Source organism: Couchioplanes azureus, from assembly GCF_014648355.1.
Taxonomy (GTDB): Bacteria; Actinomycetota; Actinomycetes; order Mycobacteriales; family Micromonosporaceae; genus Actinoplanes; species Actinoplanes azureus.
In genome coordinates this window covers 1-22227 of sequence record NZ_BMQY01000011.1, presented here as the reverse complement: position 1 = coordinate 22227, position 22227 = coordinate 1, and the positions used below count along the sequence as shown (strand labels likewise).

The 22227-nt window shown below is 74.2% G+C and carries 18 protein-coding genes and 1 pseudogene; 3 read left to right on the top strand and 16 right to left on the bottom strand.

Annotation, left to right across the window (positions count from 1 at the left end; translation table 11 throughout):
* Positions 1–151: 151 nt before the first annotated feature.
* From sbnB to IEY99_RS29095, 9 genes and pseudogenes are all read right to left on the bottom strand, one after another.
* Positions 152–1141: pseudogene (gene sbnB / locus IEY99_RS29135) on the bottom strand (2,3-diaminopropionate biosynthesis protein SbnB); the annotation flags it as partial.
* 125 nt (positions 1142–1266) lie between these two features.
* Entirely contained in the window at positions 1267–1818 is a 552-nt protein-coding gene (locus tag IEY99_RS29130; protein ID WP_189207299.1) for a GNAT family N-acetyltransferase, read from the bottom strand.
* A 126-nt stretch (positions 1819–1944) separates the two neighbouring features.
* On the bottom strand, positions 1945–3855 hold the full coding sequence (locus IEY99_RS29125; protein ID WP_189207298.1) for a RiPP maturation radical SAM C-methyltransferase: 1911 nt from the start codon (positions 3853–3855) through the stop codon (positions 1945–1947).
* A gap of 13 nt (positions 3856–3868) precedes the next feature.
* On the bottom strand, positions 3869–4165 hold the full coding sequence (locus IEY99_RS29120; protein ID WP_189207297.1) for a hypothetical protein: 297 nt from the start codon (positions 4163–4165) through the stop codon (positions 3869–3871).
* An 88-nt stretch (positions 4166–4253) separates the two neighbouring features.
* On the bottom strand, positions 4254–7178 hold the full coding sequence (locus IEY99_RS29115; protein ID WP_229799354.1) for an AfsR/SARP family transcriptional regulator: 2925 nt from the start codon (positions 7176–7178) through the stop codon (positions 4254–4256).
* Positions 7179–7390: 212 nt separating this feature from the next.
* Complete coding sequence (locus tag IEY99_RS29110; protein WP_189207296.1) at positions 7391–8584, bottom strand: MAB_1171c family putative transporter; 1194 nt, start codon at positions 8582–8584, stop codon at positions 7391–7393.
* Positions 8577–9065: a hypothetical protein gene (locus IEY99_RS29105; RefSeq protein WP_229799353.1), complete on the bottom strand. Its 489-nt coding sequence runs from the start codon at positions 9063–9065 to the stop codon at positions 8577–8579. Before IEY99_RS29105 ends, IEY99_RS29110 begins: the two co-directional genes overlap by 8 nt.
* Positions 9066–9103: 38 nt before the next feature.
* Complete coding sequence (locus IEY99_RS29100) at positions 9104–9514, bottom strand: hypothetical protein (RefSeq protein ID WP_189207295.1); 411 nt, start codon at positions 9512–9514, stop codon at positions 9104–9106.
* Between the two features lie 32 nt (positions 9515–9546).
* Positions 9547–10374, bottom strand: coding sequence for a PIG-L deacetylase family protein (locus IEY99_RS29095; RefSeq protein WP_189207294.1), 828 nt, complete (start codon positions 10372–10374; stop codon positions 9547–9549).
* Positions 10375–10740: 366 nt separating this feature from the next.
* Between IEY99_RS29095 and IEY99_RS29090 the strand changes: the two genes are divergently transcribed.
* The gene (locus IEY99_RS29090) at positions 10741–11130 is read left to right on the top strand and encodes a histone-like nucleoid-structuring protein Lsr2 (RefSeq protein WP_189207293.1); all 390 of its coding nucleotides are present in this window, start codon (positions 10741–10743) and stop codon (positions 11128–11130) included.
* Between the two features lie 190 nt (positions 11131–11320).
* Here IEY99_RS29090 and IEY99_RS29085 read toward each other — a convergent pair whose 3' ends face one another.
* Positions 11321–11878 (bottom strand): hypothetical protein, encoded by a 558-nt coding sequence (locus IEY99_RS29085; RefSeq protein ID WP_189207292.1) that lies wholly within the window; start codon positions 11876–11878, stop codon positions 11321–11323.
* Positions 11879–11924: 46 nt separating this feature from the next.
* Between IEY99_RS29085 and IEY99_RS29080 the strand changes: the two genes are divergently transcribed.
* A complete protein-coding gene (locus IEY99_RS29080; protein ID WP_189207449.1) occupies positions 11925–12599 on the top strand; it encodes a response regulator transcription factor in 675 nt (224 codons plus the stop codon).
* Positions 12600–12626: 27 nt separating this feature from the next.
* Here the strand turns inward: IEY99_RS29080 and IEY99_RS29075 are convergent, their stop codons facing one another.
* Together IEY99_RS29075 and IEY99_RS29070 are read right to left on the bottom strand one after the other, a co-directional pair.
* Positions 12627–14000 (bottom strand): sensor histidine kinase, encoded by a 1374-nt coding sequence (locus IEY99_RS29075; RefSeq protein WP_189207291.1) that lies wholly within the window; start codon positions 13998–14000, stop codon positions 12627–12629.
* Positions 14001–14099: 99 nt separating this feature from the next.
* On the bottom strand, positions 14100–16943 hold the full coding sequence (locus IEY99_RS29070; RefSeq protein ID WP_189207448.1) for a M28 family peptidase: 2844 nt from the start codon (positions 16941–16943) through the stop codon (positions 14100–14102).
* A gap of 202 nt (positions 16944–17145) precedes the next feature.
* On the opposite strand from IEY99_RS29070, the gene IEY99_RS29065 reads away from it, so the two are divergent.
* On the top strand, positions 17146–18003 hold the full coding sequence (locus tag IEY99_RS29065) for an SDR family oxidoreductase (protein WP_189207290.1): 858 nt from the start codon (positions 17146–17148) through the stop codon (positions 18001–18003).
* A gap of 21 nt (positions 18004–18024) precedes the next feature.
* Here the strand turns inward: IEY99_RS29065 and IEY99_RS29060 are convergent, their stop codons facing one another.
* From IEY99_RS29060 to IEY99_RS29045, 4 genes are all read right to left on the bottom strand, one after another.
* Complete coding sequence (locus IEY99_RS29060; protein WP_189207289.1) at positions 18025–18378, bottom strand: VOC family protein; 354 nt, start codon at positions 18376–18378, stop codon at positions 18025–18027.
* Positions 18375–19259 (bottom strand): alpha/beta fold hydrolase, encoded by an 885-nt coding sequence (locus IEY99_RS29055; protein ID WP_189207288.1) that lies wholly within the window; start codon positions 19257–19259, stop codon positions 18375–18377. The genes IEY99_RS29060 and IEY99_RS29055 overlap by 4 nt, the downstream gene beginning before the upstream one ends.
* A complete protein-coding gene (locus tag IEY99_RS29050; RefSeq protein ID WP_189207287.1) occupies positions 19256–20563 on the bottom strand; it encodes an MFS transporter in 1308 nt (435 codons plus the stop codon). Before IEY99_RS29050 ends, IEY99_RS29055 begins: the two co-directional genes overlap by 4 nt.
* Positions 20560–22227 (bottom strand): SDR family oxidoreductase (locus IEY99_RS29045; RefSeq protein ID WP_189207286.1); only part of this gene is annotated, 1668 nt, incomplete at its 5' end. The genes IEY99_RS29050 and IEY99_RS29045, both read right to left, overlap by 4 nt.

Below are 22227 nucleotides of genomic sequence, written 5' to 3'. Positions count from 1 at the left end.
GCCGCCCGGCGCCGGGCTCCGCGCCGGGCTCGCCGGCCGCCGCGGCCTCACCGGTCCGGCCGTCGGCGGCCCCGCCCCCGCCGGCACGACCGGGAGGAGCGCCGGCACGACCGGGAAAAAAATCGGTGCGGCCGGGAAGGAGGTCGCCCGCGGCGGGGAGGAAGCCGTCGACGCGGATGCCCAGGTTCGCCCGCAGCGCGCGGTCCCGGGCGTAGCGGGCCACGGCGAGGTCGAGGATGCCCAGGCCGGACGGCGTGAAGATGGTGGTACGGCGGGGATCGCGGACGCCCGTCGTCCCCGCCAGCAGCAGGTCACCGAGGCTCGCCGTGATGAAGTCGCGGTTGCCGGACAGCCGCTCGGCCCGCTCCAGCGAGGTGTCCGCCCGGCAGACGTGGTCGGCGTCGTCGACCACGTTCACCGCGGCGAGCACACCCTCCGGCGTCACGTCGCGCAGCGAGGTGTGCAGCACCAGCGTGCCCGGCCGCAACGTCCGCGGGTCGAGGTACGGCGTCACCGCGGTGGTGGCGACCGCCACCAGGCCGGCGGCGGCCAGCGCCCGGCCGCGGTCCGGCTCGAACCGGACGCGCATCGACGGCAGCTCCCGTGCGACCCGCGCCGCGAACGCCCCTGCTCGCTCGCGCCGCAGATCGTGCACGGTGACCTCATGGAGGTCGGGATGCACCACATGCAGAAACCGCAGTGTCTCGAAGGTCACGACGCCGCAGCCCACCAGCGTGACTCCGGCCGCGTCCTCCCCCGTACCCAGCGCCGAGGCGGCGAGCGCGGCACTGGCAGCCGCGCGCCGGGCCGCGATGAGCGACCCCTCGAGCAACGCCTCCGGGCGACCCGTTGCCGTCGCGTTGAGGATGATCGCGGTCGACGCCCGCTCCTCGTCGCGCTCGGCGGTGTCCGGAAAGGACGCGGTCCACGTGACGCCGGCCGATGCGCCGGCCCCGCCGAGGAAGGCGGGCAGCGCGATCGCGCCGTCGCGTGGCTGGTCCGGCAGGCGCAGGAAGGCCGACTGCGGCACGGCCGTGGCGCCCTGCGCATGCAGGATGTACGCCCTTCGGACGGCGGCGAGGATGTCGACCTCGTGGCCGTCGAGGACGGATCTCACGTCCTGGTGGGTCAGTACGAGCACGGTGTCCCCCGTTGCCGCTTCCGGCACGCCCTGCGGCGTGAACTACGGGATTCATCCTGTGCGACGGGGGTGGAACGGGCGCTGGAACGCCGGCTGGAAGCCCCGCTGACCGGGGTCTGCCGCGTTCAGTCGCCGGCGCCTGCGCGCAGGTCGGGGCGGAGGAGACCGTACATCAGCATGTCGCGCCACTCGCCCTCGCGGAAGCGCGCGCCACGCAGGACGCCCTCGCGGCGGAAGCCGATCTTCTCCAGCGCCAGTTGCTCGGCGATGTTGTCCGCGTCGGTCTGCGCCTCCAGCCGGAACGCGAGGGTGCAGTCGAACAGGTGCCGCACCATCTCCCGCTGCGCCGCGGTGCCCAGGCCGCGGCCCCGGTACTCCGGCAGCAGCGCGAGGCCGATCTCGTAGCAGCCGCCGGGCGGGCCGCCGCGGTCCTTCGCCTCCCAGCTCGCGATGCCCAGGACCGTGTCCGGGCCCAGCTCCGGATCGTCGCCGACCACGGCGAGCGCCGACGAGTCGGCACCGACGTACCCGTCCTTCTCCCAGCGGCGGCGCCGCGCCCGGGGGTCGCGGAAGCCGGCCCAGACGTAGCGCCCGGTGACGCTCGGATCCGAACCCAGCCGTTCCAGAAAGGGCAGGTCCTGTTCGGAGAAGGGCCGCAGGGCCACGTGATCGTCCATTGCCACCTCGGGGGGAGTTCGGTCGCGGGTCACAGCATCATCGGCCATCGCCCGGGCGCGGGGGAACCGCGGAACGGTGCGATGCGCCGGCCCTCGGGGCCGATCAGGGCCGCGGGGGCGGGTGCGTCACCGGGTCGCTCCGGCCGGGAGCGCCAGCGCGAGGGCGGCCGTGCCGTCGAGGAACATCAGGCCACGCTCGGCGAACCCGGCGAACGCCTCCCGGACCGCCTCCAGCGGCAGGCGTCCGCCGAGGCGCTCGCGCACCGCGGAGGCCGAGATCGGGCGGTCGGCACAGGCGAGGTAGATCGCGGCGAGATCTCCCTCGAAGGTGTACGTTCCCTCGCTCCCGGCGTGCCGGCCGTCGTAGATCTGCAGGAAGCCGGGCGCGGAGAAGTAGGTGAGGGTCGGCGGCTCGGGGCGTTCCCAGGCGGCCTGCCAGTCCTCGACGGCCGCGCGCAGGCCGGCGTACGCCTCGGCGGGCAGCGGGTCGGCGAGCTCGTACTCGAAGAAGTAGGCCAGCCGGCCGAGGTCGAAGCCCTGCGGGTAGACGTAGCGGTAGCCGCGCTCGGGCCGGCGGGTCCGCACGCCGGAGCCCGCCTCGGTGAACAGGGGGCTGAACCGCTCCAGCCAGACCCGACCGGCGCCCACCGGCGGACGCAGGTGCACCAGGTGCGGCACGACGGCGGCCTGCTCCCGGTAGTCCTCGGCGGACTCGCCCGGGAAGCCCCACAGGATGTTCCAGGAGATCGTGATGCCGTAGTACTGGCCCCAGCGCAGCACGTTGACGTTCTGCCCGGCGCGGACGCCCTTGCGCATCAGGGCCAGCACCCGGGTGCTCAGCGACTCGATGCCCGGCTGCAGGTGGGTCACGCCGCCCTGGCGCAGCAGTCTCAGCTGTTCCCGGCTGAGGTTGGCCTTGACCTCGTAGAAGATGTCGTACGTGGTGCCGGCGGCGGCCAGCTCGGGGAAGAGCCCGGTGAGGTACGAGGTGTCCACGATGTTGTCCACCGCCTCGAACCGGAAGCTGCGGTAGCGTCGCGCCTGGGCGGCCAGCTCGGCGGAGACCCGCGGTGCCGACTTGGCGCGGAAGCTCATGGTCGAGCCGTTGAGCCCGCAGAACGTGCAGTGGTGCTTCGCGCCCCACCAGCATCCGCGCGCCGACTCGAAGGGGATGCGGATCGTGCGCAGCCCGGCGCGCGGCTGCAGCCCCAGCGCCTCGGCGCGGGCGAAGTACTCGTCGTAGTCGGGCAGCGGGGACTCGTCGAGGCGGCCGTACGGCGCTCGCCCGGGGGCCGCGGACACGCCGGCGGCGGTGCGGCGGGCGACGCCGGGGACCGCGCCCGGGTCGGCGCCGGTGGCGAGGGCCGCCAGCAGCTCCGGCAGCGCCACGTCTCCCTCGCCGATCACGGCGTAGTCGATGCAGGGGACCCGGCGCACGTACTCGAGGCCCATCTCGTCCTCGAAGTTGGCGCCGCCGAAGACCGTGACGAGCCGGGGGAACCGTTCCTTCAGCCGCCGGGCGAGCGCGAAGGAGGCCGCGTTCTGCTGGAACGTGCAGGTGAAGCCGACGACCCGGGCCTCGTCCCAGGAGAAGCCGTCCACCAGGGCGTCGAGATACGCCGGGACGTCGTGCTCGCGCAGGCGCAGCAGCAGCTTGCGGCTGTCGTCCGGGCTGTGGCCGGGCAGCTCGAGCTCGGCCGCGAAGTCGTCGAGCAGGGCGCCGTCGGGATCCGGGGCCGCGTCGCCGAAGGCCTCCCGCGAGAAGAGCCAGTCGCCGATCATCAGCCCCCGGTCCTCGCACAGCGCGTGGTAGACGTCGGCGCCGATCCGGGCGGCGAGGTCGAGGTTGGCGTGCAGCGTGCGGACGGCGTAGCCGTGGCCGGCCGCCACGGCCCGGAGCAGTCCGAGCTGGATCGAGGGCCGGTCGGCCATCATGAACGGCATGGAGACCAGCACCACCGGCCAGGCGGCGCGCTGCGCCGCGCTCGGACCGTCGGCCGCCGGTCCGAGCGGGCGGAGCACGATCGGCTCGCGCATCGCAGATGTCTGGTTACCGTGGATCACAGATGATCGGCATGAGATCCGTCCCCGCCCCGGTGACGGCGCCGGCGGTGAACGACATCTGGAACTGTTCGCGGATGGTGGTCACCGGCTCGTCGGCCGCGACCCGTGGCACCTGACAGGCGCCGACGGTCGTGCCGACCTCGGTGACGATGGCCGGCGGCTCCGCGGCGGTCGCCGCGGAGGCGGCCACCGGAGTGCCCAGCAGGGCACCGACGGCGAGTCCTCCGATGATGGCACCCGACCCCCCGCGGGTCGATCTCGGTGCACCGGTCTTGTCGGACATCTCTTTCCTTTCGCTGGTCGCCTCGTCCCGGTCCCGGACGACGGCACCCGACCCGGACCGTCGGCACCAGCCTAGTCGCCAATTACTATCATCGATGTCCCTTCTCGTTTCGTGGTCCCCGGGCCAGCAGGTCGAGCTTGGAGCGCACCGTGGCGGCCTCCGGGTGGCCGAAACCGTCGAAGATCCGGATGGCCCGCAACCAGGCGTCCCGGGCCGCGACCAGGTCTCCCGCGGCCCGATGGGTGTCGCCCAGGCGCAGCAGCGTCATCGCCACCTGATAACGGTCGCCGAGATCGTGCCAGAGTGCGAGCGCCTGTTCGTAACAAGAAATCGCCTCGTCGTGATGGCCCAGATGGTGATGGGCGTAACCGAGGCTGTCCCAGGTGTCGGCGCGGCCCGGCCAGTCGCCCGAGCCCTGGTGCACGACCAGCGACTGGTGGCAGTACTCCAGCGCCTGCTCGTGGTAGCCGAGCTGGCTGTGATACCAGCCCACCCAGTTGAGCGCGTCGGCCTCGCCGGGCGGATCGCCGGCGAGCCGGAACAGCTCCAGCGCCTTGCGGGCCTGGTCGAGCGCCTCCTGGAACCGGCACTGCCGCTCCAGCACCCGCCCGAAGTTGAGGTGGATCCGCGCCTGCCCGGGCAGGTCGCCCAGCTCGGCGAAGACCCGCAGCGCCTGCCGCGCGTGGTCGCCGGCCTCGTCCAGCCGGCCGAGCTGCAGGTAGGCGAGGTTGAGCAGGCGGTGCGCCTGGGCCTGGCCGCCGAGGTCGCCGAGGCGCCGGGCGGCGCGCAGGGCGGCTTCCATCGTCGCGGCCCAGTCGTGCCAGTGGCCCTGGTAGTTGAGGAAGGCGGTCATCGTCCACGCCAGGCCGTAGACATAGGAGTGCTGCCCGCCGGCGCTGGCCAGGGTGATCGCGGCGAGCAGGTTCGGGTGCTCCGCGACGAACCAGGCCATCGCCCGGTCCGGGTCCGGCAGCTGCGCCGCGGTCACCCCCTCGGCCGGCTCGCCGACCTCCAGCGGCGCCCGGTACGGGTAGAGCAACCGGTCGGCGGCGTGCCCGGTGTGCAGATAGTGGTCGAACATCCGCGCCAGCGCCAGCTCCCGCTCCTCGGCCGCACCGGGTGCGCGGGCCTGCTCGGCGGCGTACGCCCGCAGCAGGTCGTGGAAGCCGAACCGGCCCGGCGTGACCTCGTCGAGCAGGTGCGCGCCGCACAGGGCGGCGAGCAGCCGGCGGGCCTCGCCCGCCGGGACGCCGGCCAGGCTGGCGGCCGCGGCGACCGAGATGTCCGGACCCGGATGCAGCCCCAGCAGCCGGAACAGCCGGGCCGCCGGCGGCGCGAGCAGGTGGTACGACCAGGACAGCACCGCCCGCGCGTCGGTCGCCCCGTCCTCGCCGACGAACGCGTCCAGCCCGCCCCGGGCCTGACCGAGATCGCCGGCGAGCGCGGCCAGGGAGAACCGCGGATGGGCCGCCGCCCGGGCGGCCACGATGGCCAGCGCCAGCGGCAGCCGAGCCGAGACGGCGATGATGTCGTCCACCGCGCCGGGCTCCGCCTCGACCCGGGACGGGCCGATCCGGCCGCGCAGCATCTGCCGGCCCTCGTCGGCGGTCAGCAGGTCGACCGGCACCGCGACGGCACCGGCCGCGACCAGGCCGGACAGCCGGTTGCGGCTGGTCACGAGCACGAGGCAGCCGGCCGAGCCGGGCAGCAGCGGCATCACCTGCTCGGTGTCGCGGGCGTTGTCCAGCACCACCATCACCCGCCGGCCGGCGAGCAGGCTGCGGTAGAGCGCCGCCTGCTGCTCCAGGGTGGCCGGCACCCGGCGCGCCGGCACGCCCAGGGCGTCGAGGAACCCGCGCAGCGCCTCGCCCGGCTCCACCGCGGACAGGTTGGGGTCGAAGCCGCGCAGGTCCACGTAGAGCTGTCCGTCCGGGAAGCGGCCGCTGATCCGGTGCGCCCAGTGCACCGCCAGCGAGGTCTTGCCGACCCCGGCTGTGCCGGTGATGGCGGCGATGACCAGGCCGTCGCCGCCGTCCGGCCCGACGAGCCCGTCGAGGTGCCGCAGCTCGGCGTCCCGGCCCACGAAGTGCGGGATCGCGTACGGCAGCTGCGCCGGCACCGGCAGCACCGGGCCGGGCGCCGTCCCGGCGGGCTCGGCGACCGGCCGGGCCGGCGCCGCGGTGCCGGCCAGCGCCGGATCGTTGGTGAGGATGCGCTGGTAGAGCTCCTGCAGCTCGGCGGACGGGTCGACGCCGAGCTCCTCTTTGAGGTAGCGGGCGACCGCGTGGAACGCGGCCAGCGCCTCGCCCTGGCGTCCGCTGCGGTACAGCGCCGTCATCAGGGAGCCGCGCAGGCGCTCGCGCATCGGATGCTCGGCGACGAGGCGTTGCAGCTCGGCGACGAGGTCCTGGTCGTTGCCCATGGCCAGGTCGATCTCGATGCGCTCCTCAAGCACGCTGATCCGGCGCTCGGCGAGCCGTTCCCGCTCGGCGTCCAGCAGCGGGCTGGTCAGCCCGTCGAAGGCCGGGCCGCGCCACAGCTGCAGCGCGGCGTGGACCGCCTGCGCGGCCTCGGGCAGCTCGCCCGCGGCCCGGGCGGCGCGGGCCCGGCCGATCTCGCGGTCGAAGACCTCCAGGTCGAGGCAGCCGGGCGGCAGGGACAGCCGGTATCCGATGTCCGTCCAGGCGAGCAGCCGCGACGGGGAGCCGGCGGAGCGGACCGGATCGAAGGCCCGGCGCAGCCCGGAGATGTACTTGTGGACCAGGTTCACCGCGTAGGCGGGCGCGGCCTCGCCCCAGACCGCCTCGATGAGCTGTTCGCGGCGCAGCGGCCGGTTGGCGTGCAGGGCCAGCACCGAGAGCACGACCCGCTGTTGTACCGGGCCCAGCGCCAGGCGGGTGTCGCCCTGCCAGGCCTGCAACGGGCCGAGCACCTCGAGGCGCAGCGCCGGTCCCGGGGTGTCGTCCCCCGCGGCGGACGACGCACCCGGGCCGGTCCCGCCCGGCGTGTCCAATGCAGCCTCCCGTTGCAGAGACAGAACACCCAGTCTACGAGTGCACGGTCACCATTTCATCGACATCGGTGAATTCTGTCAGAAGCGCATCTATCGGATCGCCCCGAGGTCGCGGGACGCCGCACCGAACAGGACGATCGTCGTCCCGCGGAGATACATCGGATCGTCAAGAGGGCACGGCCGCCGGCGGCCGTGCCCGCACCGCGGACCGCTCAGGGCACCGGACTGGCCGGGCTGCTCGCGTGCCGGTCGGCGAAGTCCCGGACGGCCCGCGAGGTGAGGTGCCGGTGCAGGCGCACGAGCTGGCCCACCTCGCGCCGCATGGTGGACGCGGTCGCGCGCACGTCCGGGAGCAGCTCCTGCCCCGGCTCCTGAGCGGCCCTCGGCACGCCGGCCAGGGCCTGGCGCCGGGTCGCCTCCACCCAGCACGCGATGGCGACGAGGCGCTGCCGGCCGGGTCCGGCCGGCGCGGCGTGCTCCGCGGCCGCTCGGAGCAGGGCGGGCGTCGCCCAGCCGTCGTGCAGGAAGGTGATGCTGTCGCGGATCTCGACGACCCGCTGGTGCAGCAGCTCCCAGGTGTTGCCGAGGACGAAGAGGTCGGCCGTGCGCGACACCGGCTGGTGCAGGACGAGACCGGGCGTCGACTCTCTGAGCAGCGACCACAGGGCGTACAGCCGCTGCCGGCGTCCCCAGTACACGACGGCCTTGCGCATCGGTTCGAGGGCGGCGACGGAGCAGGCGAGGGCGACCACGACGAACCGGGCGAAGGAGCACCAGAAGCCGGCCAGCGCCAGCTCCGCGGGAGTGCCCGGGACGAACCACCGGACGGCCCGGATCACCAGGTACGGCAGTTCGGCCCCGACGCCGATCGTCAGCGCGAGCATGCTGTAGCGCAGGAGCGGGCCGCGCACCGACCGGGCGGTGCGCCAGAAGATGGCCGCCGCCGCGATCGCCGTCGTCGCCCCGTACCCGATCCAGGCGACGGCGTAGACGATCCACCAGCCGTGGGCCTCCTTGCCGAACCGGTCGGCCTCCGGGGTGACGGCGAACAGCAGGACCGCGGCCGCGGCCATCGCCGCGGCGGCCAGCCACGGCGCCCGGTGGCGCGGCGCGGGGTCCGCGTCGCGGCGCAGGTGCTGGGCGAACCACCACACGGCCGCGAAGTCGGTGAGCGCGACCAGGCTCACCACCAGATCGCTCAGGTGCGCGACGCCGGTCACCCCGTCGATCCACCGGGCGACGCCGGCCTGGATCGCCACCGATCCGGCCGCCAGGCACAGCAGCACGACCCACGCGGGGCGTTGCCGGCGCCGGCGGACGGCCGGGACGCGCAGGATCAGCACGGCCCAGACGACGACCAGGATGACGCCGCGCAGGCTCTCGACCCAGCCCGGCACGTCACGCACGGGTGGCCCCGAACAGCTCCTCGGCGCGGCGTTCCGTCATGCTGAGGTGGCGCGGGGGACGCTGGCCGGCCGAGCGCAGCACCATCGAGGCGAAGGTCTCGGCGACCTCCTCCTCGATGCTGTCGCAGAGCCGCGCCCGGCCCTGCTCCGCGCGGCCGGCCGGGCCGGTCCGCGTCATCTCGGCCACCGCCGCCGGCCGGGGGACGCCGTGGCCCGCGAGGATGTGACACAGCTCGTGCAGGATGATGTGGTCGCGGTAGTAGCCGGTCGCCGAGGCGCGGTGGATGATCCGGTCGCTGACGCCGTCGTCGTACCACAGGCCCGAGGGCAGGCCCCGCAGGGTGACCGCGTGCACGGTCAGCGGGCGGCCGCGCAGCCGCGCCAGGTCCCGGCAGAGCACCTCGATGCGCCACGGCTCGGGAAGCTCCGGCAGGCGGGCGACCAGCCTGCCGGCGATGGCGCGCGTGTACTTGGACGTCAAGACCCTCTCCGTTCCCCGCCCCGGCGGGCACCGCCGGCTCACCCTCGGTCGATGGTGTCGCGCGCGCTCCTGACCATGTGGATGGCCTTCTCGATCGCCGCGAGCTCCTCCGGGCGCAGGGAGGAGAAGCGCATCGCCAGGGTCTCGGCGGAGGGCGGGCCGGCCGGTGCGCTCGCCTGCTCCGCCGAGGGCATCAGCGCGGTCGGCGGCACCCCGAGGAACCGGGCGAGCACCGCCCGGGTCCGGTCGGTGATGTTGACCGCGCCGCCGCTGAGGATGTTGTGCATGTGACCGTGCGAGATGGTGTCGCCGTCGTTGGCGTCGCGGATGTCCCGCGACAGGACCCGCACGGACGGGACGCGGCCCCGGCCGTACCGCTCCTCCAGCAGCCGGAGAACCGTGCCGGCCAGCCAGAAACCGGACGTGTCGCCGGCGGGCGTGCTGCTCATGTCGTCACCTCGTCAAGTCGTGCGGCCGGGCGTCACGCCCGATCGGCGCGGATGCCGGCGAACAGATCCCGCTCGGGAAGCGGCGCCCCGCTGCGGTCCCAGGTGCGGATGTAGGTCTCCCGGCCGAGGACCGCCGGCATCTCGCGCGAGAAGAGCCGTTCGATCCAGGTGCCCCGGATCTGGCTGGCATGGGCGAGGATGGCGGCCTGCTTGCGCGCCAGCACCTCCGCGACGTCGACGATCGTGGTGATACGGTCGTCCACCTGCCGCGCCTCGGCGCCGGGCCCGGGCCGGCCGCCGTCCTCGCGCAGGCCGGCCCGGACGGCCGCGTCGTGGATCTCCGTCCAGTACGCCGCGCCGAGGGCCACCGAATACCCCTTGGCGGGGATGCCGGTCTCCCGCACCGCCTGCTGGGTCGCCAGCGCGGCGTGGGTGTGGTCGGGGTGGTAGTGCACCTCGGGGTCGTAGGTCACCACGACCTGGGGCCGATACCGCTCGACGAGGGCGCCGATCCGGGCGGCGACCTCCTCGACCGGCACGTCGCGGAAGCCGCCGGGCGGGCCCGCGGCGTCCATCCCCGAGTCGCGGTAGCCGAGCAGCTCGAGGTGATGCACGCCGAGGTGCTCACCGGCCGCGCGCAGCTCCGCGCGGCGGGTCTCGGCCACCGCCGAGGGATCGTGACCGTCCTGCCCGGGCGCGGCACCCTCCGCGCCGGTGCCGAGCTGCCCGTCGGTGCAGGTCACGAGGACGACGCGGACGCCCTGCCGGGCGTAGTGCGCGAGAATGCCGCCGGTATTGGTGGACTCCGGGCCGGGGTGGGCGTGCACCGCCATCAGCACCAACTCTTGCGGGGAAGCCATCGGCTCAGTGTACGGGTCCACCGATCCAATTCGGAGATCGACTGTCGCCTACTCCACAACGGACGGACCGATTGGGCTGGTCGGGCGCACGCACCCGTTCGTCCACTGTATTGTCTTATGCACTTGACACCTCCGCGGCGGCCTACCTAGGCTCGGTCGGGTCAGCAGATCGGTGCCGCGGACACCATTCTCGAAATGACATTCCCGCCACATTCCTGTGACAATTCGCGAGCGACACCGGCCACACCTCGACACGGGCGAGCCGTCGCCCTGGGCGCCACGGCGAGTCATCGGGGGCGTCGCGCTCAGGACACCGCACGCCCGTGCGCCGGTCGGGCCGCACCGCCCCGCCCCAGGAGATCCCGCATGGCCAGGCAAGTCATCACGGTGCTGACCGACGACCTCGACGGCGGCAGCGCCGACCGTACGGTCGAGTTCGGCATCGACGGCGTCACCTACACCATCGACCTGTCCGAGACGAACGCCGGAGTGCTGCGGACGGCGCTGCGGCCGTTCCTGTCCGCGGCGACCCCCGTCGGCCCCGGAGGCCGCACCGGCCGCGCCGCTCGCCGCCCACCGGCCCGGCCCCGCAGCTCCGGGCGCGAGCACAACCAGCTGATCCGCGACTGGGCCCATCAGCACGGCTATGCGATCTCGGGGCGTGGCCGGATGCCCCTGTCCGTGGTGGAGGCGTTCCACCGGGCCCACCAGCCCGGCGAGCCCCTCCGGCCACGTCAGCCGCGCCTGTGGTGGTGATGGTGCCGCAGGCGCAGGTGCGAGGGCGGCGTCAGCACCATCATCGTGACGACCATGCTGAGGATCAGCAGGGTGCCGAGCAGGAAATCGATCACCGTGGGAACCCCCTCCGGCGCTAGTGTGACCAGCCCGAACGTCCAGCGTCGCGCGCCGGGTGCGGCCCGTCAACCGCTTCGGCGAAGCCCGCCCCTCAGCGGTACTCCTCGACGATCTGCGCCTCCGGTCCGTCGTCCCAGTACGCCGTGACGACCGAGGCGTGCGCCGGGCCCTCCAGCCGCACGACGACCACCGTGTCGCTGCTGCGGCTCGCGCTTGCGACGTACCCCAGCCGGGGCTCGGTGTCGATCACGTCGACCCGGGTCGACGAGTAGGCGACGATCACGTCGCCGCCGTCGGCGGGGACGCGGTACCGCGGGCGGCGGTCGGGTTCGGTCTGCGACGGGCTCGCCGACGGGGAGGCCGTGGGCGGGCGCACCGACGGGGTCCGGGTCGGGGTGGGTGCGGCCGTCGGCGTCCGGGCCGGCCGCGCGGACGAGCGGCTGGGCTTGGGCCGCGGCGCGGTGGGCGTGACCGTGGGATCGGCCGGCCCGAAACGGACCTCCGTGTACCGTCGGTTGACGTCGATGGCGACCGGCGCCTCGGCGGTGATCGCGGGGGCGATGCCGACCCGCACCCCGAGCCAGGACACCGTGACCGCCGCACTCGCCGCGGTCAGCCACGCGACGACGAATCTCCAGCTCCGGCCCATGATTACATTCTGCCTCAGCGATCGATAGATTGTGAGCATGGCTCAGGTGCTGGTGATCGAGGACGATCGGGACATCCGCGAAGCCATCGATCGCTTACTGTCGGTGACCGGACATGCCGTACGGCTCTGCGCGGCCGCCCTCGACGGGCTGCGCGAGCTCGCCAGCTGGCGGCCCGACGTGGTGGTCCTCGACCTCAATCTGCCCGATCTCGACGGCGCCACGGTGCTGCGCCGGATCCGGGCCACCTCGGCGGTGCCGGTCGTCGTCGCGACCGCCCGCGGCGCGGAGAGCGAGATGATCAGCCTGCTGCGCGCCGGCGCGGACGACTACGTGGTCAAGCCGTACTCCGCCGAGCAGCTGGAGGCGCGGATCGCGGCGGTGCTGCGCCGCGGCGCCGCGCCCGAGTCCCGCACGCTCACCCTGGGCGGCATCCAGCTCGATCCGGAGGCGCGGACGGCCTCGCTCGACGGCGCGCCGCTGCAGCTGTCCCGGCTCGAGTTCGACCTGCTCGCCTACCTCATGCAGCGGGCCGGCAAGGTGGTCACCCGGCGCCAGCTGCTCGACGACGTCTGGTGCTCGGAGAGCCGCTCGCTCGAGACGGTCGACGTCCACGTCACCTGGCTGCGGCGCAAGCTGGGCGAGCGAGCGGCGGCGCCGCGCTATCTGCACACCGTCCGCGGGGTGGGCATCCGGCTCTCCGCGCCGGACGACGCGGCCTGAGCGGCCCGTGCCGCGCCGAACCGGCCCCTAGCGCCGGGCGTGCGCGCCGCTGCCGCCCGATCTGGCGCCGGTCAGGCGCCGCCACAGCCCCTGGCGGGGCGCCGGCGGCGGCACCTCCTCGGCGACCAGGCCCAGCGTCAGCACGACCCGGGCGCCGCCGAGCTCGCCGCGGCCGACGGTGAGCCGGCCGCCGGTGTCCGCGGCGAGGCGCCGGGCGATGTCCAGGCCCAGCCCGGTGGAGTCGGCGTCGCTGGCCCCGCGCGACACCGCGGCCTCGGGGTCACGGAAGCCCGGCCCGGCGTCGTCGACCGTGACCGACGCCCCGTCGGGGCCGCGCTGCACGGACACGCGGCATGCGGCCGTCTCCGGCGTGTGGTGGAAGACGTTGCCCAGCAGCACGTCCAGGGCCTCGGCGACGACCGAGAAGGCCGCCGGCACGGTGATGCCCGCGGGCGGCGGATCGGCCTGCCAGGGCCGGCCCTGGTCCTCGGCCAGGGCACCCCAGAACTCCGTCCGGTCGGCCACGACGGCACCGAGGTCGCACCGTAGCCGCGGCCGCGCGGCCAGCGGACGGGCCGCCTCGACGATCACCGCGTTGATCTCGTTCTCCAGCCGGTCCACCACCCGCAGCTGACGGTCCCGGTCCGCGCCGGACGGCAGCGCCTCGGTGTTCAGCCGCAGCGCCGTCAGCGGCACCCGCAGCCGGTGCGACAGGTTCGCGGCCAGTGCGCGCTCGGTGGCCAGCAGCTCGAGGAACCGCTCGGCGAGGACGTTGAGCGCGCCGCCGACCTCCTCGATCTCCCGGGGGCCGCTCGGCTGGACCCGGGCGTGCAGGCTGCCGCGGCCGAGGCTGGCGGCGGTCCGGGCGAGGTCGCCGGTCGCGCGCACCACCCGGGCGGCGAGCCGGTCGGCGAGCAACGTCGAGACCCCCACCAACACGATCGCCTCGGCGATGAGCACCAGCCAGGCCAGGGCGACCCCCGAGCGCAGCGACGCCGTGGGCACGTACACCTCGATCACCGCGATGAGCCCCTCCGGCAGGGCCACCGGGCGCAGGTACGCCCGGCCACCGTCCACGTCGACGGTGCCCGCGCTCTGCTGCTGCCGGACCTGGGACACGATGGCGGCGTCGACCCGCGAGGCGCCGACCGTACCCATCGACGGCAGATGGGCGGCGAGCCGTTCCTCGTGCCCGGCTTGCGTACTCTCGATCGAATTGAGCACGAGGTCGCGGTCCTTGGCGACCACCACCACGGCCGACAGGCCGAGGGCCTGCCGTTCCGCCTCGCGCATGGCGCGGTCCTGCGCCGCGGTCTGCACGAGCAGGCCGAGCGGGATGACGAACGCCAGGGCCACCAGCGTCGTCACCGCGAGGGCGACGCGAACGTAACTGCGTCTCATTCCAGGAAGCACCGCCGGGTCGAAAGATCGAGTGCCGACCATAGCGGTCGGGGGCGGTCCGTGCCCACCACGGAACCGCCCCCGACCTGTGCCCCTGACCTAGAAGGTCAGGCCCCAGGAACGCAATGTGCCGGTGTCACCCGAGTAGAGGTCGCGCACCCGCAGCTTCCAGGTGCCGCTCGCCTGCTCCGCCGAGGCGTCGACGGTCTTGCTGAGCTTGACGTCGTCGGCCCGGTCGAAGCGGCTCGCCTTCTTGACCAGGTACGCCGTGCCGTCCGGCGCCAGCAGGTGGATCTCCAGGTCACCGCGGAACGGGTGGGCGATGTCGACGTCCACCGTCAGGTCGGCCGGCGCCTGACCCGCTCGCTGCACGGTGATCGGGGACTCGACGGCCGCCCGGTCGCGGATGGGGAACTCCGCGTCGTTCGACACCCGGGTGCCGGTCGTCTCCACCGGCGCCTTCACGCCGGCCAGCTTCCAGGCGGCGTACGCGGCCACGTCGGTGTGCGTGTCCAGCGCCGCGGCGTCGATGTTGTCGAGCGTGTCGCAGTCCTTGTGGTAGCAGGGGTCGAACGGCTGCCCGGCCCGGCCGCCCCAGCGCTGCGCCTGGGCCTGGCTCATGGTCGGCGCGAGGCTCAGCGTCGCCGTACCGCCGCTGGGAATGCCGGCCGCCATGAAGGAGGCGTGGTCCGAGCGGCCGTTCAGGCCGACGCCCTCCGACTCGATGCGCTCGGCGGCGAAGCCCTCCTGGAAGGCCTGGGTGATGAACCCGCCCTTGGCGTCGTCGTTGTAGACGAAGTACCCGGGGTTGGGCGAACCGATCATGTCGAAATTGAGGTAGGCGGTCACCTTGGCCTTCTCGGCCGCGGACAGCGAGCTCACGTACGCCTTGGAGCCGACCAGGCCGTCCTCCTCCGCGCCCCACCAGCCGAAGCGGAGGGCCTTGTCACCCTTGGCGCCGGAGCCGGCGTAGGTCAGGGCGACCTCCAGGATGCCGGCGGAGCCGCTGGCGTTGTCGTTGACGCCGGGGCCCTCCTCGACGCTGTCCAGGTGTGCACCGAGCATCACGACCTGGTTCGGGTCGCCGCGGCCGGGCAGGTCGGCGATCAGGTTGAGGCCGGTCCGGCCGCCGGAGGTGAACCGGTGGATCCGCGTCGTGTATCCCGCGGCGTCCAGCTTGCCCTTGATGTAGTCGATCGAGGCCTGGTAGCCGGCGGTGCCATGCGCCCGGTTGCCGCCGTTCTCCTCGGCGATGCGGGCGAACTCCCGCAGGTGCGCCTCGACCTTGGCGCCGTCGACGTCCGGCGCCGGGACGGCCTGGCCGCCGGTCGTGGGCGTGCTGGCCGAGGGCTTCGGCGCGGGGGTGGAGGCGGACGGCGTGGGCTTCGGCCCGGGGTTCGACGGTGCGGTGCAGGTCGGGTCGTTGCGCGCCGGCACGCTCACCGCGTCCCAGGCGGCCTTGACCGCGTCGAACTCGGCGCAGCTGTCCGGGTGCAGTTCCCTGGTGGCGTCCAGGGTCGCCTTGCGCACCTGCGAGTACGTCCAGCCGGAGGTCTTGCGCAGCAGGGCGTGGTAGTAGATCTCTCCGGCCTGCCACAGCCCGATGCCGGTGACCTGCTTGCCGTTGCAGGTGGGGCTGGCCGGCTTGCCCGCGGGCCGGGAGCCCTCCGCGGCCAGGTAGAACCAGTGGTTGAGCGGGCCGGCCGCCGAGTGCACCTCGGTGCGCGGGATGGCGGTGGACCAGCAGTTCGGGTCGCCCGCCTTGGACGGGTCGAACATGTTGCGGATCGGACCCTGACCGACGAGGTCGACCTCCTCGCCGACGAGGTAGTCGGCCGGGTCGTTCGGGTTGGCGGCGAAGTGCTCGGCGAGCGTGCCGAAGATGTCGCCGGTGCCCTCGTTGAGGCCGCCGGTCTCGTTCGAGGTGCCCCGGCTGCCGCCCGGGGTGTGGCAGAACACGCCGTGCCCCAGCTCGTGCGCGACCACGTCCACCGAGTTGACCTGGCGGCCGTTGTCCTCGGTGTGCCCGTACTTGGTCTCGTCGCGGCTGGCGTCGCCGGTGCCGGCGCAGCTGTAGAACGCGTTCACGTCGTCCAGGCCGACGAACATGGTGGCGGTCCGCCCCTTGCCGTCGATGCCGTCCCGCTGGAACTTGCTCTTCAGCATGTCCCACATCGTGGCGCCGGCGAACTGGGTGTCGACCGCGCCGGTCACCAGGTCGGTGCCGCGGCCGTTGCCCCATCTGTCGTCGGCGTCGGTGAAGGCGCGGCCGCCGGCCTCGTTCACCGTGCGCATGTTGCCCCGCGCCGGGTCGCGCATCTCGAACTGGCCGCCGCTGCCGGTCGTGCCGATCTGCACCGTGCCGTTGTAGTGACCGTTGCCCGTGCCCCCGGCGATCTCGTCCCAGGAGCCGACGTAGCTCCCGGTGCGCGCGTCGACGTAGGCGTGGGCCCGGCTCGGGCCGTGGTCGCCGCGGCCGTCGACGACGACCTCCCACACCAGCCGGCCGTCCTTCTCCGCGATCACGCCGAGCTTCGGCGTTCCCCGCACGGTTCCGGGGTGCCTGCCCAGCGCGGTGGCGCTGGCCTGCTTGGCGGTCACCTTGGCCTTGGTCGGTACCTTCAGCGGCCCGGCCCCGGCGGCACTCCCCCGGACGATGCCGTCGCGGTCGGTGACCACCACGGCGTCACCACCGACGAAAACCGGCAGATCCTTATATGTACGGGCGTAGCTGACGTAGGTCAGCCCCCGCGCGGTGGAGGTCACCTGCTGGCGGCTGAACTTCTCCTCCGAGCCCTTCGTGAAGCCGGTCGACGAGCCGGTGACGTACTGGTCCGCCGCGGCCGTGCTGAGCGCCAGCCGGTCCGCCGCGTCCGGGGCCGTCACCCCGGCGCTGACCGAGTACCCGGCCGTGACGATCGCCCCGGCGCCGAGGACGACCAGCGTGACGCCGCCGAACACCGTCGCACGCAGCGCGGTTCTGCTCTTCCTCGCATGCTTCACGAGTGGTCCTCCCCAGGGCCCGAATCGATCATCGTGACGCTGGGAGTCTGAGCGGCGCTGCCTTAAGAGCACCGGAAGGTTCGCTATCGGAGCGGTAACAGGACGGCGCCGGGCCGTTCCCGCCCGGGCCTAACCTGGTCGCATGGATCTTCTCGTGGTGGGCGGCAGCGGCTTCCTCGGCCGGGAGGTCGCCCGGCGGGCCCGCGACGCCGGAGCCCAGGTCACGGCCACCCGACACGGCGCCGCGCCCCCGACCTTCCACAGTCGAGCGTCGCTGCTCACCGGCGTCGCCTGGCGGACAGTGGACATCCGGCGCCGCGAGGACGTGGCCAGGCTGGTCGCCGACGTCCGGCCGGCCGTCGTCGTCAACGCCGCGTACCGGCAGTCGGACTGGGCGACCACGGCGGACGGCGCCATGCACGTCGCGGCGGCGGCCGCGGCGACCGGAGCCCGGCTCGTGCAGGTGTCCAGCGACGCGGTCTTCTCCGGCCGGGCGGTCCGCTACGACGAGACGGCGCCGCCCGACCCGATCACCCCGTACGGCGCCGCCAAGGCCGCCGCCGAGACGGCGGTCAAGGGCCTCGACCCCACCGCCGTCATCGCCCGGACCTCCCTCATCATCGGCGACGGCGACTCGGTGCACGAGACGTTCGTCCACGCGCTCGCCTCGGGCGCCACGACGGGCGCCCTGTTCACCGACGACGTCCGCTGCCCGGTCCACGTCGGCGACCTGGCCGCGGCGCTGCTGGAGCTGGCCGCGTCCCCGCACACCGGGATCCACCACGTGGCCGGACCCGACCCGGTCAACCGCCACGAGCTCGGCACCCTCATCGCCCGCCGCGACGGCCTCGACGCCACCGCCCTGCCCACCGGCCGGCGCGCGGCCTCCGGCCCACCGGGCCCCCTCGACGTCCGCCTCGACTGCACCACGACCCGCGCCCGCCTCACCACCCGCCTCCGCGGCGCCCACGAGTTCCTGGCCCGTCGAGGTGATCGCTAGTCGTACCGCGCGGGGGTGCCGTCAGGCGAGCGGCTGGAGGAACTCGAGGCGGTTGCCGTGGCAGTCGCTGCTGTAGAAGCGGCGCATGCCGGGGAAGTCGTCGTCGAAGTCGGCCGGGTAGCCTGCCTCGCGCAGCCGGGTCGCCCATGTGTCGAGGTCGTCGACGAGCAGGCCCGGGTGCGCCTTGCGGGCCGGCCGGAAGTCCTGCTCCACGCCGAGGTGCAGCTCGATGCCGTGGCCGCGGAACCAGCATCCGCCGCGGGCCGCCAGGACGGGAGGCTTCGGGATCTCCCGCAGGCCCAGGACGCCTCCGTAGAAGGCGCGCAGGGCTTCCTCGCTGCCGGGCGGGCAGGCGAGCTGGACGTGGTGGATCAACTCTGCGCCTCCTGGGGCCCGGCGCCGGCCAGGACCTCGCGGAGCCGGGCCGCGAACTGCTCGGGCTTGCCCGCGTAGCCGAACTCCCCGCCGAGGAAGCCGCCGTGGTGGCTGGGGAAGACCGTCGCCTCCTGGCCGAGCAGCGCCGCCGTGCCGTGGGCCGTGCGCGCCGTGTACGTGCCCTGCGACTCCTCGCCCACCGCGATGACGATGCGGGTCGGTGCCGCCCGCAGCGCCACCGGGTCGGGGCGGTAGTCGGTGATCGCCCACGACCTCTTCGACAGCAGCGGGTCGTCGCGGGTGCCGTCGTCGCCGGCCGGCAGGCCCATCGCGGCCGGGTCGCTCGCCGGCCGGGCGAAGTACGCATCGGTGAACTCGCCCTGCCAGGAGGTCATCGCGAGGAAGGCGGCCATGCCCGCGCCGAAGCCCCCGGCCTGGTACGCCTCGTGGAAGCCGGCCCGGGCCCGGGCGGCGGCCTCGGCGTCGGGCAGCACGGCGTTGATCGGCGGCTCGTGGGCGACCAGGGTGGCGACGTCGCCGGGATGGGTCGCGACCAGCTCCAGTGCGGTCACCGCGCCGCCGCTGCTGGCGAACACGTCCACCGGGCCGCCCAGCTCCTGGACGAGCAGGTGCAGGTCGGCCGCCTGGTCCTGGGGCGTGTGGTCGCAGCGGCCGTCCTTGCGGACGCTGCGGCCCAGGCCGCGCGGGTCGTAGGTGACCACCGTACGGTCGGCGAAGTGGGCGGCGAGCGCGCCGAAGCCGTCCGCGGTCATCGGCTGGCCGATCATCAGCAGCGCACGGCCGCCGGCCGGCGGGAGCGGGCCGCGGACGTCGTAGACCAGGTCCACGTCGGGCGTGACGAGGGTGTGTGTCTGCGTCATGCCGCCGACCCTATGCCAGCCGGGGCCGGCTCGCGGCGCCGCAGCGCCAGCAGGGCCAGGGCGACCGGGACGAAGCCGGCCGCCTGGATCAGGCAGAGCGTCCGCGGCGGCAGGCCGTCGCCCAGGAACCCGAAGGTGAGGGAGGCGACCGGGAAGGTCGCGGTCAGCAGGGCCTGCATCGCGGCGAAGAAGACCGGCTTGTCGCCGGCCGGCACGGTGTGCTGGAACAGCGTCACGAACTTCACCCCGAGCACGCCCGCGCTCCAGCCGACCACGAGCAGCCCGGCGACGATCGCCGCCCGGTCGGTGACCAGGCCCGGCACGGCCGAGCCGGCGCCGATGGCGGCGATGCAGATGGGGCCCAGGGTGGCCGGGCGGCCGGGGACGTGCGGGCCGGAGAAGGAGCCGGCCAGCATGCCGATGCCCACCGCCGCCTGGAACAGGACCAGGGTCGTGGGGTCGTCGCCGAACAGGCCGCGCACGTACAGCGGGAAGATGACCGCGCCGGCCGTGGCGAACAGGTTCGCGGCGGCGAAGCAGATCAGCACGGCACGGATGAACGGCAGGTCGGCGAGCACGGCGCGGAGCTTGCGCCGCACGGGCGCGGGTGCGGGGGCCGGGGCGGTGACGGTGCCCGTCGGCGCGGAGCCGCCGGCCGCGGACGGGGCCGGGGCCGGGGCCGGGGCCGGAGCCGGGGCCGGGGCCGGGGCCGGGGCCGCGCGGAAGGCGGCGGTGTGCACCAGCAACGCCGACAGCAGATAGCTGGAGGCACACGCCGCGACGAGCGCGGCCGGGCCACCCAGGTGGATCAGGAACGGTCCGGCCACCGCACCGGTCAGCCCGGCGATGGACTGGGTGGACAGTTCGAAGGACGTCGCGTGCTGGATGTCCTCCCGGTCGACCAGCTCCGGCACCGACTTGGTCAGGCACGGGTCGAAGAAGCACTGGGTGGCGGCCAGCAGGAGCACCGCCGGATAGGGCGCCAGCAGGGGCAGGTCCCCCACGAGCGCCCACGCCAGCAGGACCAGGGCCACAGCGGCCGCGCAGAGCTCGGCCGTGCGCATCACGGTACGGCTGGCGTACCGCGACAGGGTGCGGGCCACCACCGGGATGAGCAGCACGGCGGGCAGGGTCGCCAGCATCATGAACGGACCGGTGGAGCGGCCCCGGAGGTCCTCGCTCACCTCGCTGACGACCCACCACACGGTGCCGGCCTGGAACATCCGGCCGGCGACCTGGCTGCAGATCTGCGCCGCCCACACCCGGGCGAAGGCCCGGTTGCGCAGGATCAGGGGCTTGCTCATGAACGCTCCTCGGGCAGGAAACCGGTCTCCGCGAAGAACCGCACGTAGCGCTCGAGAGTGTCCGGGCCGACGATCGGGCACTCGACGCCGGAGCCGGCGAGTTCCCGCTGGGTGATGGTGCTGTCGAAACGGGGTTGCCGCGGCTGGGTCCCGCCCGCGCCGCCGCTGTGCAGCAGCGCCGCTCCGGGCAGTGAGCTGCCGGGCCCGGCCGTGCGAGCCGCGGCGTGCAGCGCGGCGACCCACTCGTCGTGGGGCAGGCTCCGGACCGCACGGCCGGCGGCCCGGACGGCCGTGAAGACGTCCGCGGCGTCGGTGTGCACCGGGTTGACCAGGTGGTACGCCTGGCCGTGCAGGGCCGCGGTGCGCGACAGGTGCACGATGGCCCGGGCCACGTAGTCGACGGGCACCAGGTCGACGTCGGCGTAGGGACCGCCGTCGGGGCCGGCGCCGAGCTCCACGCTGGCCCGCACCATCTGCCAGAACGCGTCGCCCTCGCCGGTCGCCCCGGTCGCCGTCGCGCCGCTGATCCGGCTGGGCCGGTAGACGGCGACGGGCAGGCCCCGGCGGCCGGCTTCCCGGACCAGTTCCTCCGCCACCCACTTGGTCTGGATGTACCCGTTGGCCGGGACCTCGTCCGCCTCGACCCGCCGGTCCTCGGTGAGCACCGGCGGAGTGTCCTTGCGGGAGTAGAGCACGCTGCACGTCGAGACGTAGTGCAGCGGGACGCCGCGGCGCGCCGCCAGGCGGATGATGTCCGTGGTGGCGGCGACGTTGGCCGCCCGCATCCGCTCGTACGGGTCGGCGAGGTGCACCCGGGCCCCGTTGTGGTAGATCACGTCCACCGTGGCGGCGAGCTGCTCGAACTGCGCCGCGGTCAGGCCGAGCCGGGGTTCCTCGAGGTCGCCGGGGACGGCGGTGACCCGGGCGCGGACGCCCTCGTCCCACAGCCGGTAGCGGCGCAGGCTCCGCTCGATCCGGGCCATGGCGCCGACCTCGTCCTCCGCCCGTACCGGGCAGATGATCCGGGCCCGCGGGTGGACCCGCAGGAGCTCGGCGAGCAGGAACGCGCCGAGGAAGCCGGTCGCGCCGGTGAGCAGGATGCGCTCGGGCGGGCCGGGTCGGCGCGGGTGTGCACCGATGGTGATCGAGGGGTCGAGCCGGGCGTCCGCCGTCAGCGCCGCACCGGCCGAGCGGCCGGCCCCGGAGAGGCCCTCCGCCAGCGCGGCCACGGTGCGCCGGAGGAAGACGTCGCGGACCGGCACCTCCGCCTCGAGCGTGGCCCGGATCCGCGCGGCGAGCCTGGTGGCCAGCAGCGAGTGCCCGCCGAGCGCGAAGAAGTCGTCGTCGATGCCGACCTGCTCCACGCCGAGCTCCTCGGCGAACAGCCGGCACAGGATTTCCTCGCGGGCGTCGCGCGGGGCCCGGCCGGGCTCGGCGGCCGCGGCCGGGGCGGGCAGGGCCTTCTTGTCGATCTTCCCGTTGCCGGTCAGCGGCATCGCGTCGAGGACGACCACCACCGGGACCATGTAGGCGGGCAGCTCCCCGGCGGCGTGCCCGCGCACCGCGGCCGGGTCCGGGTTCCGGCCGGCCGCCGCGGTCACGTACGCGACGAGCCGCTTGTCGCCGGGCCGGTCCTCCCGGGCCACGACGACGGCCTGGCGCAC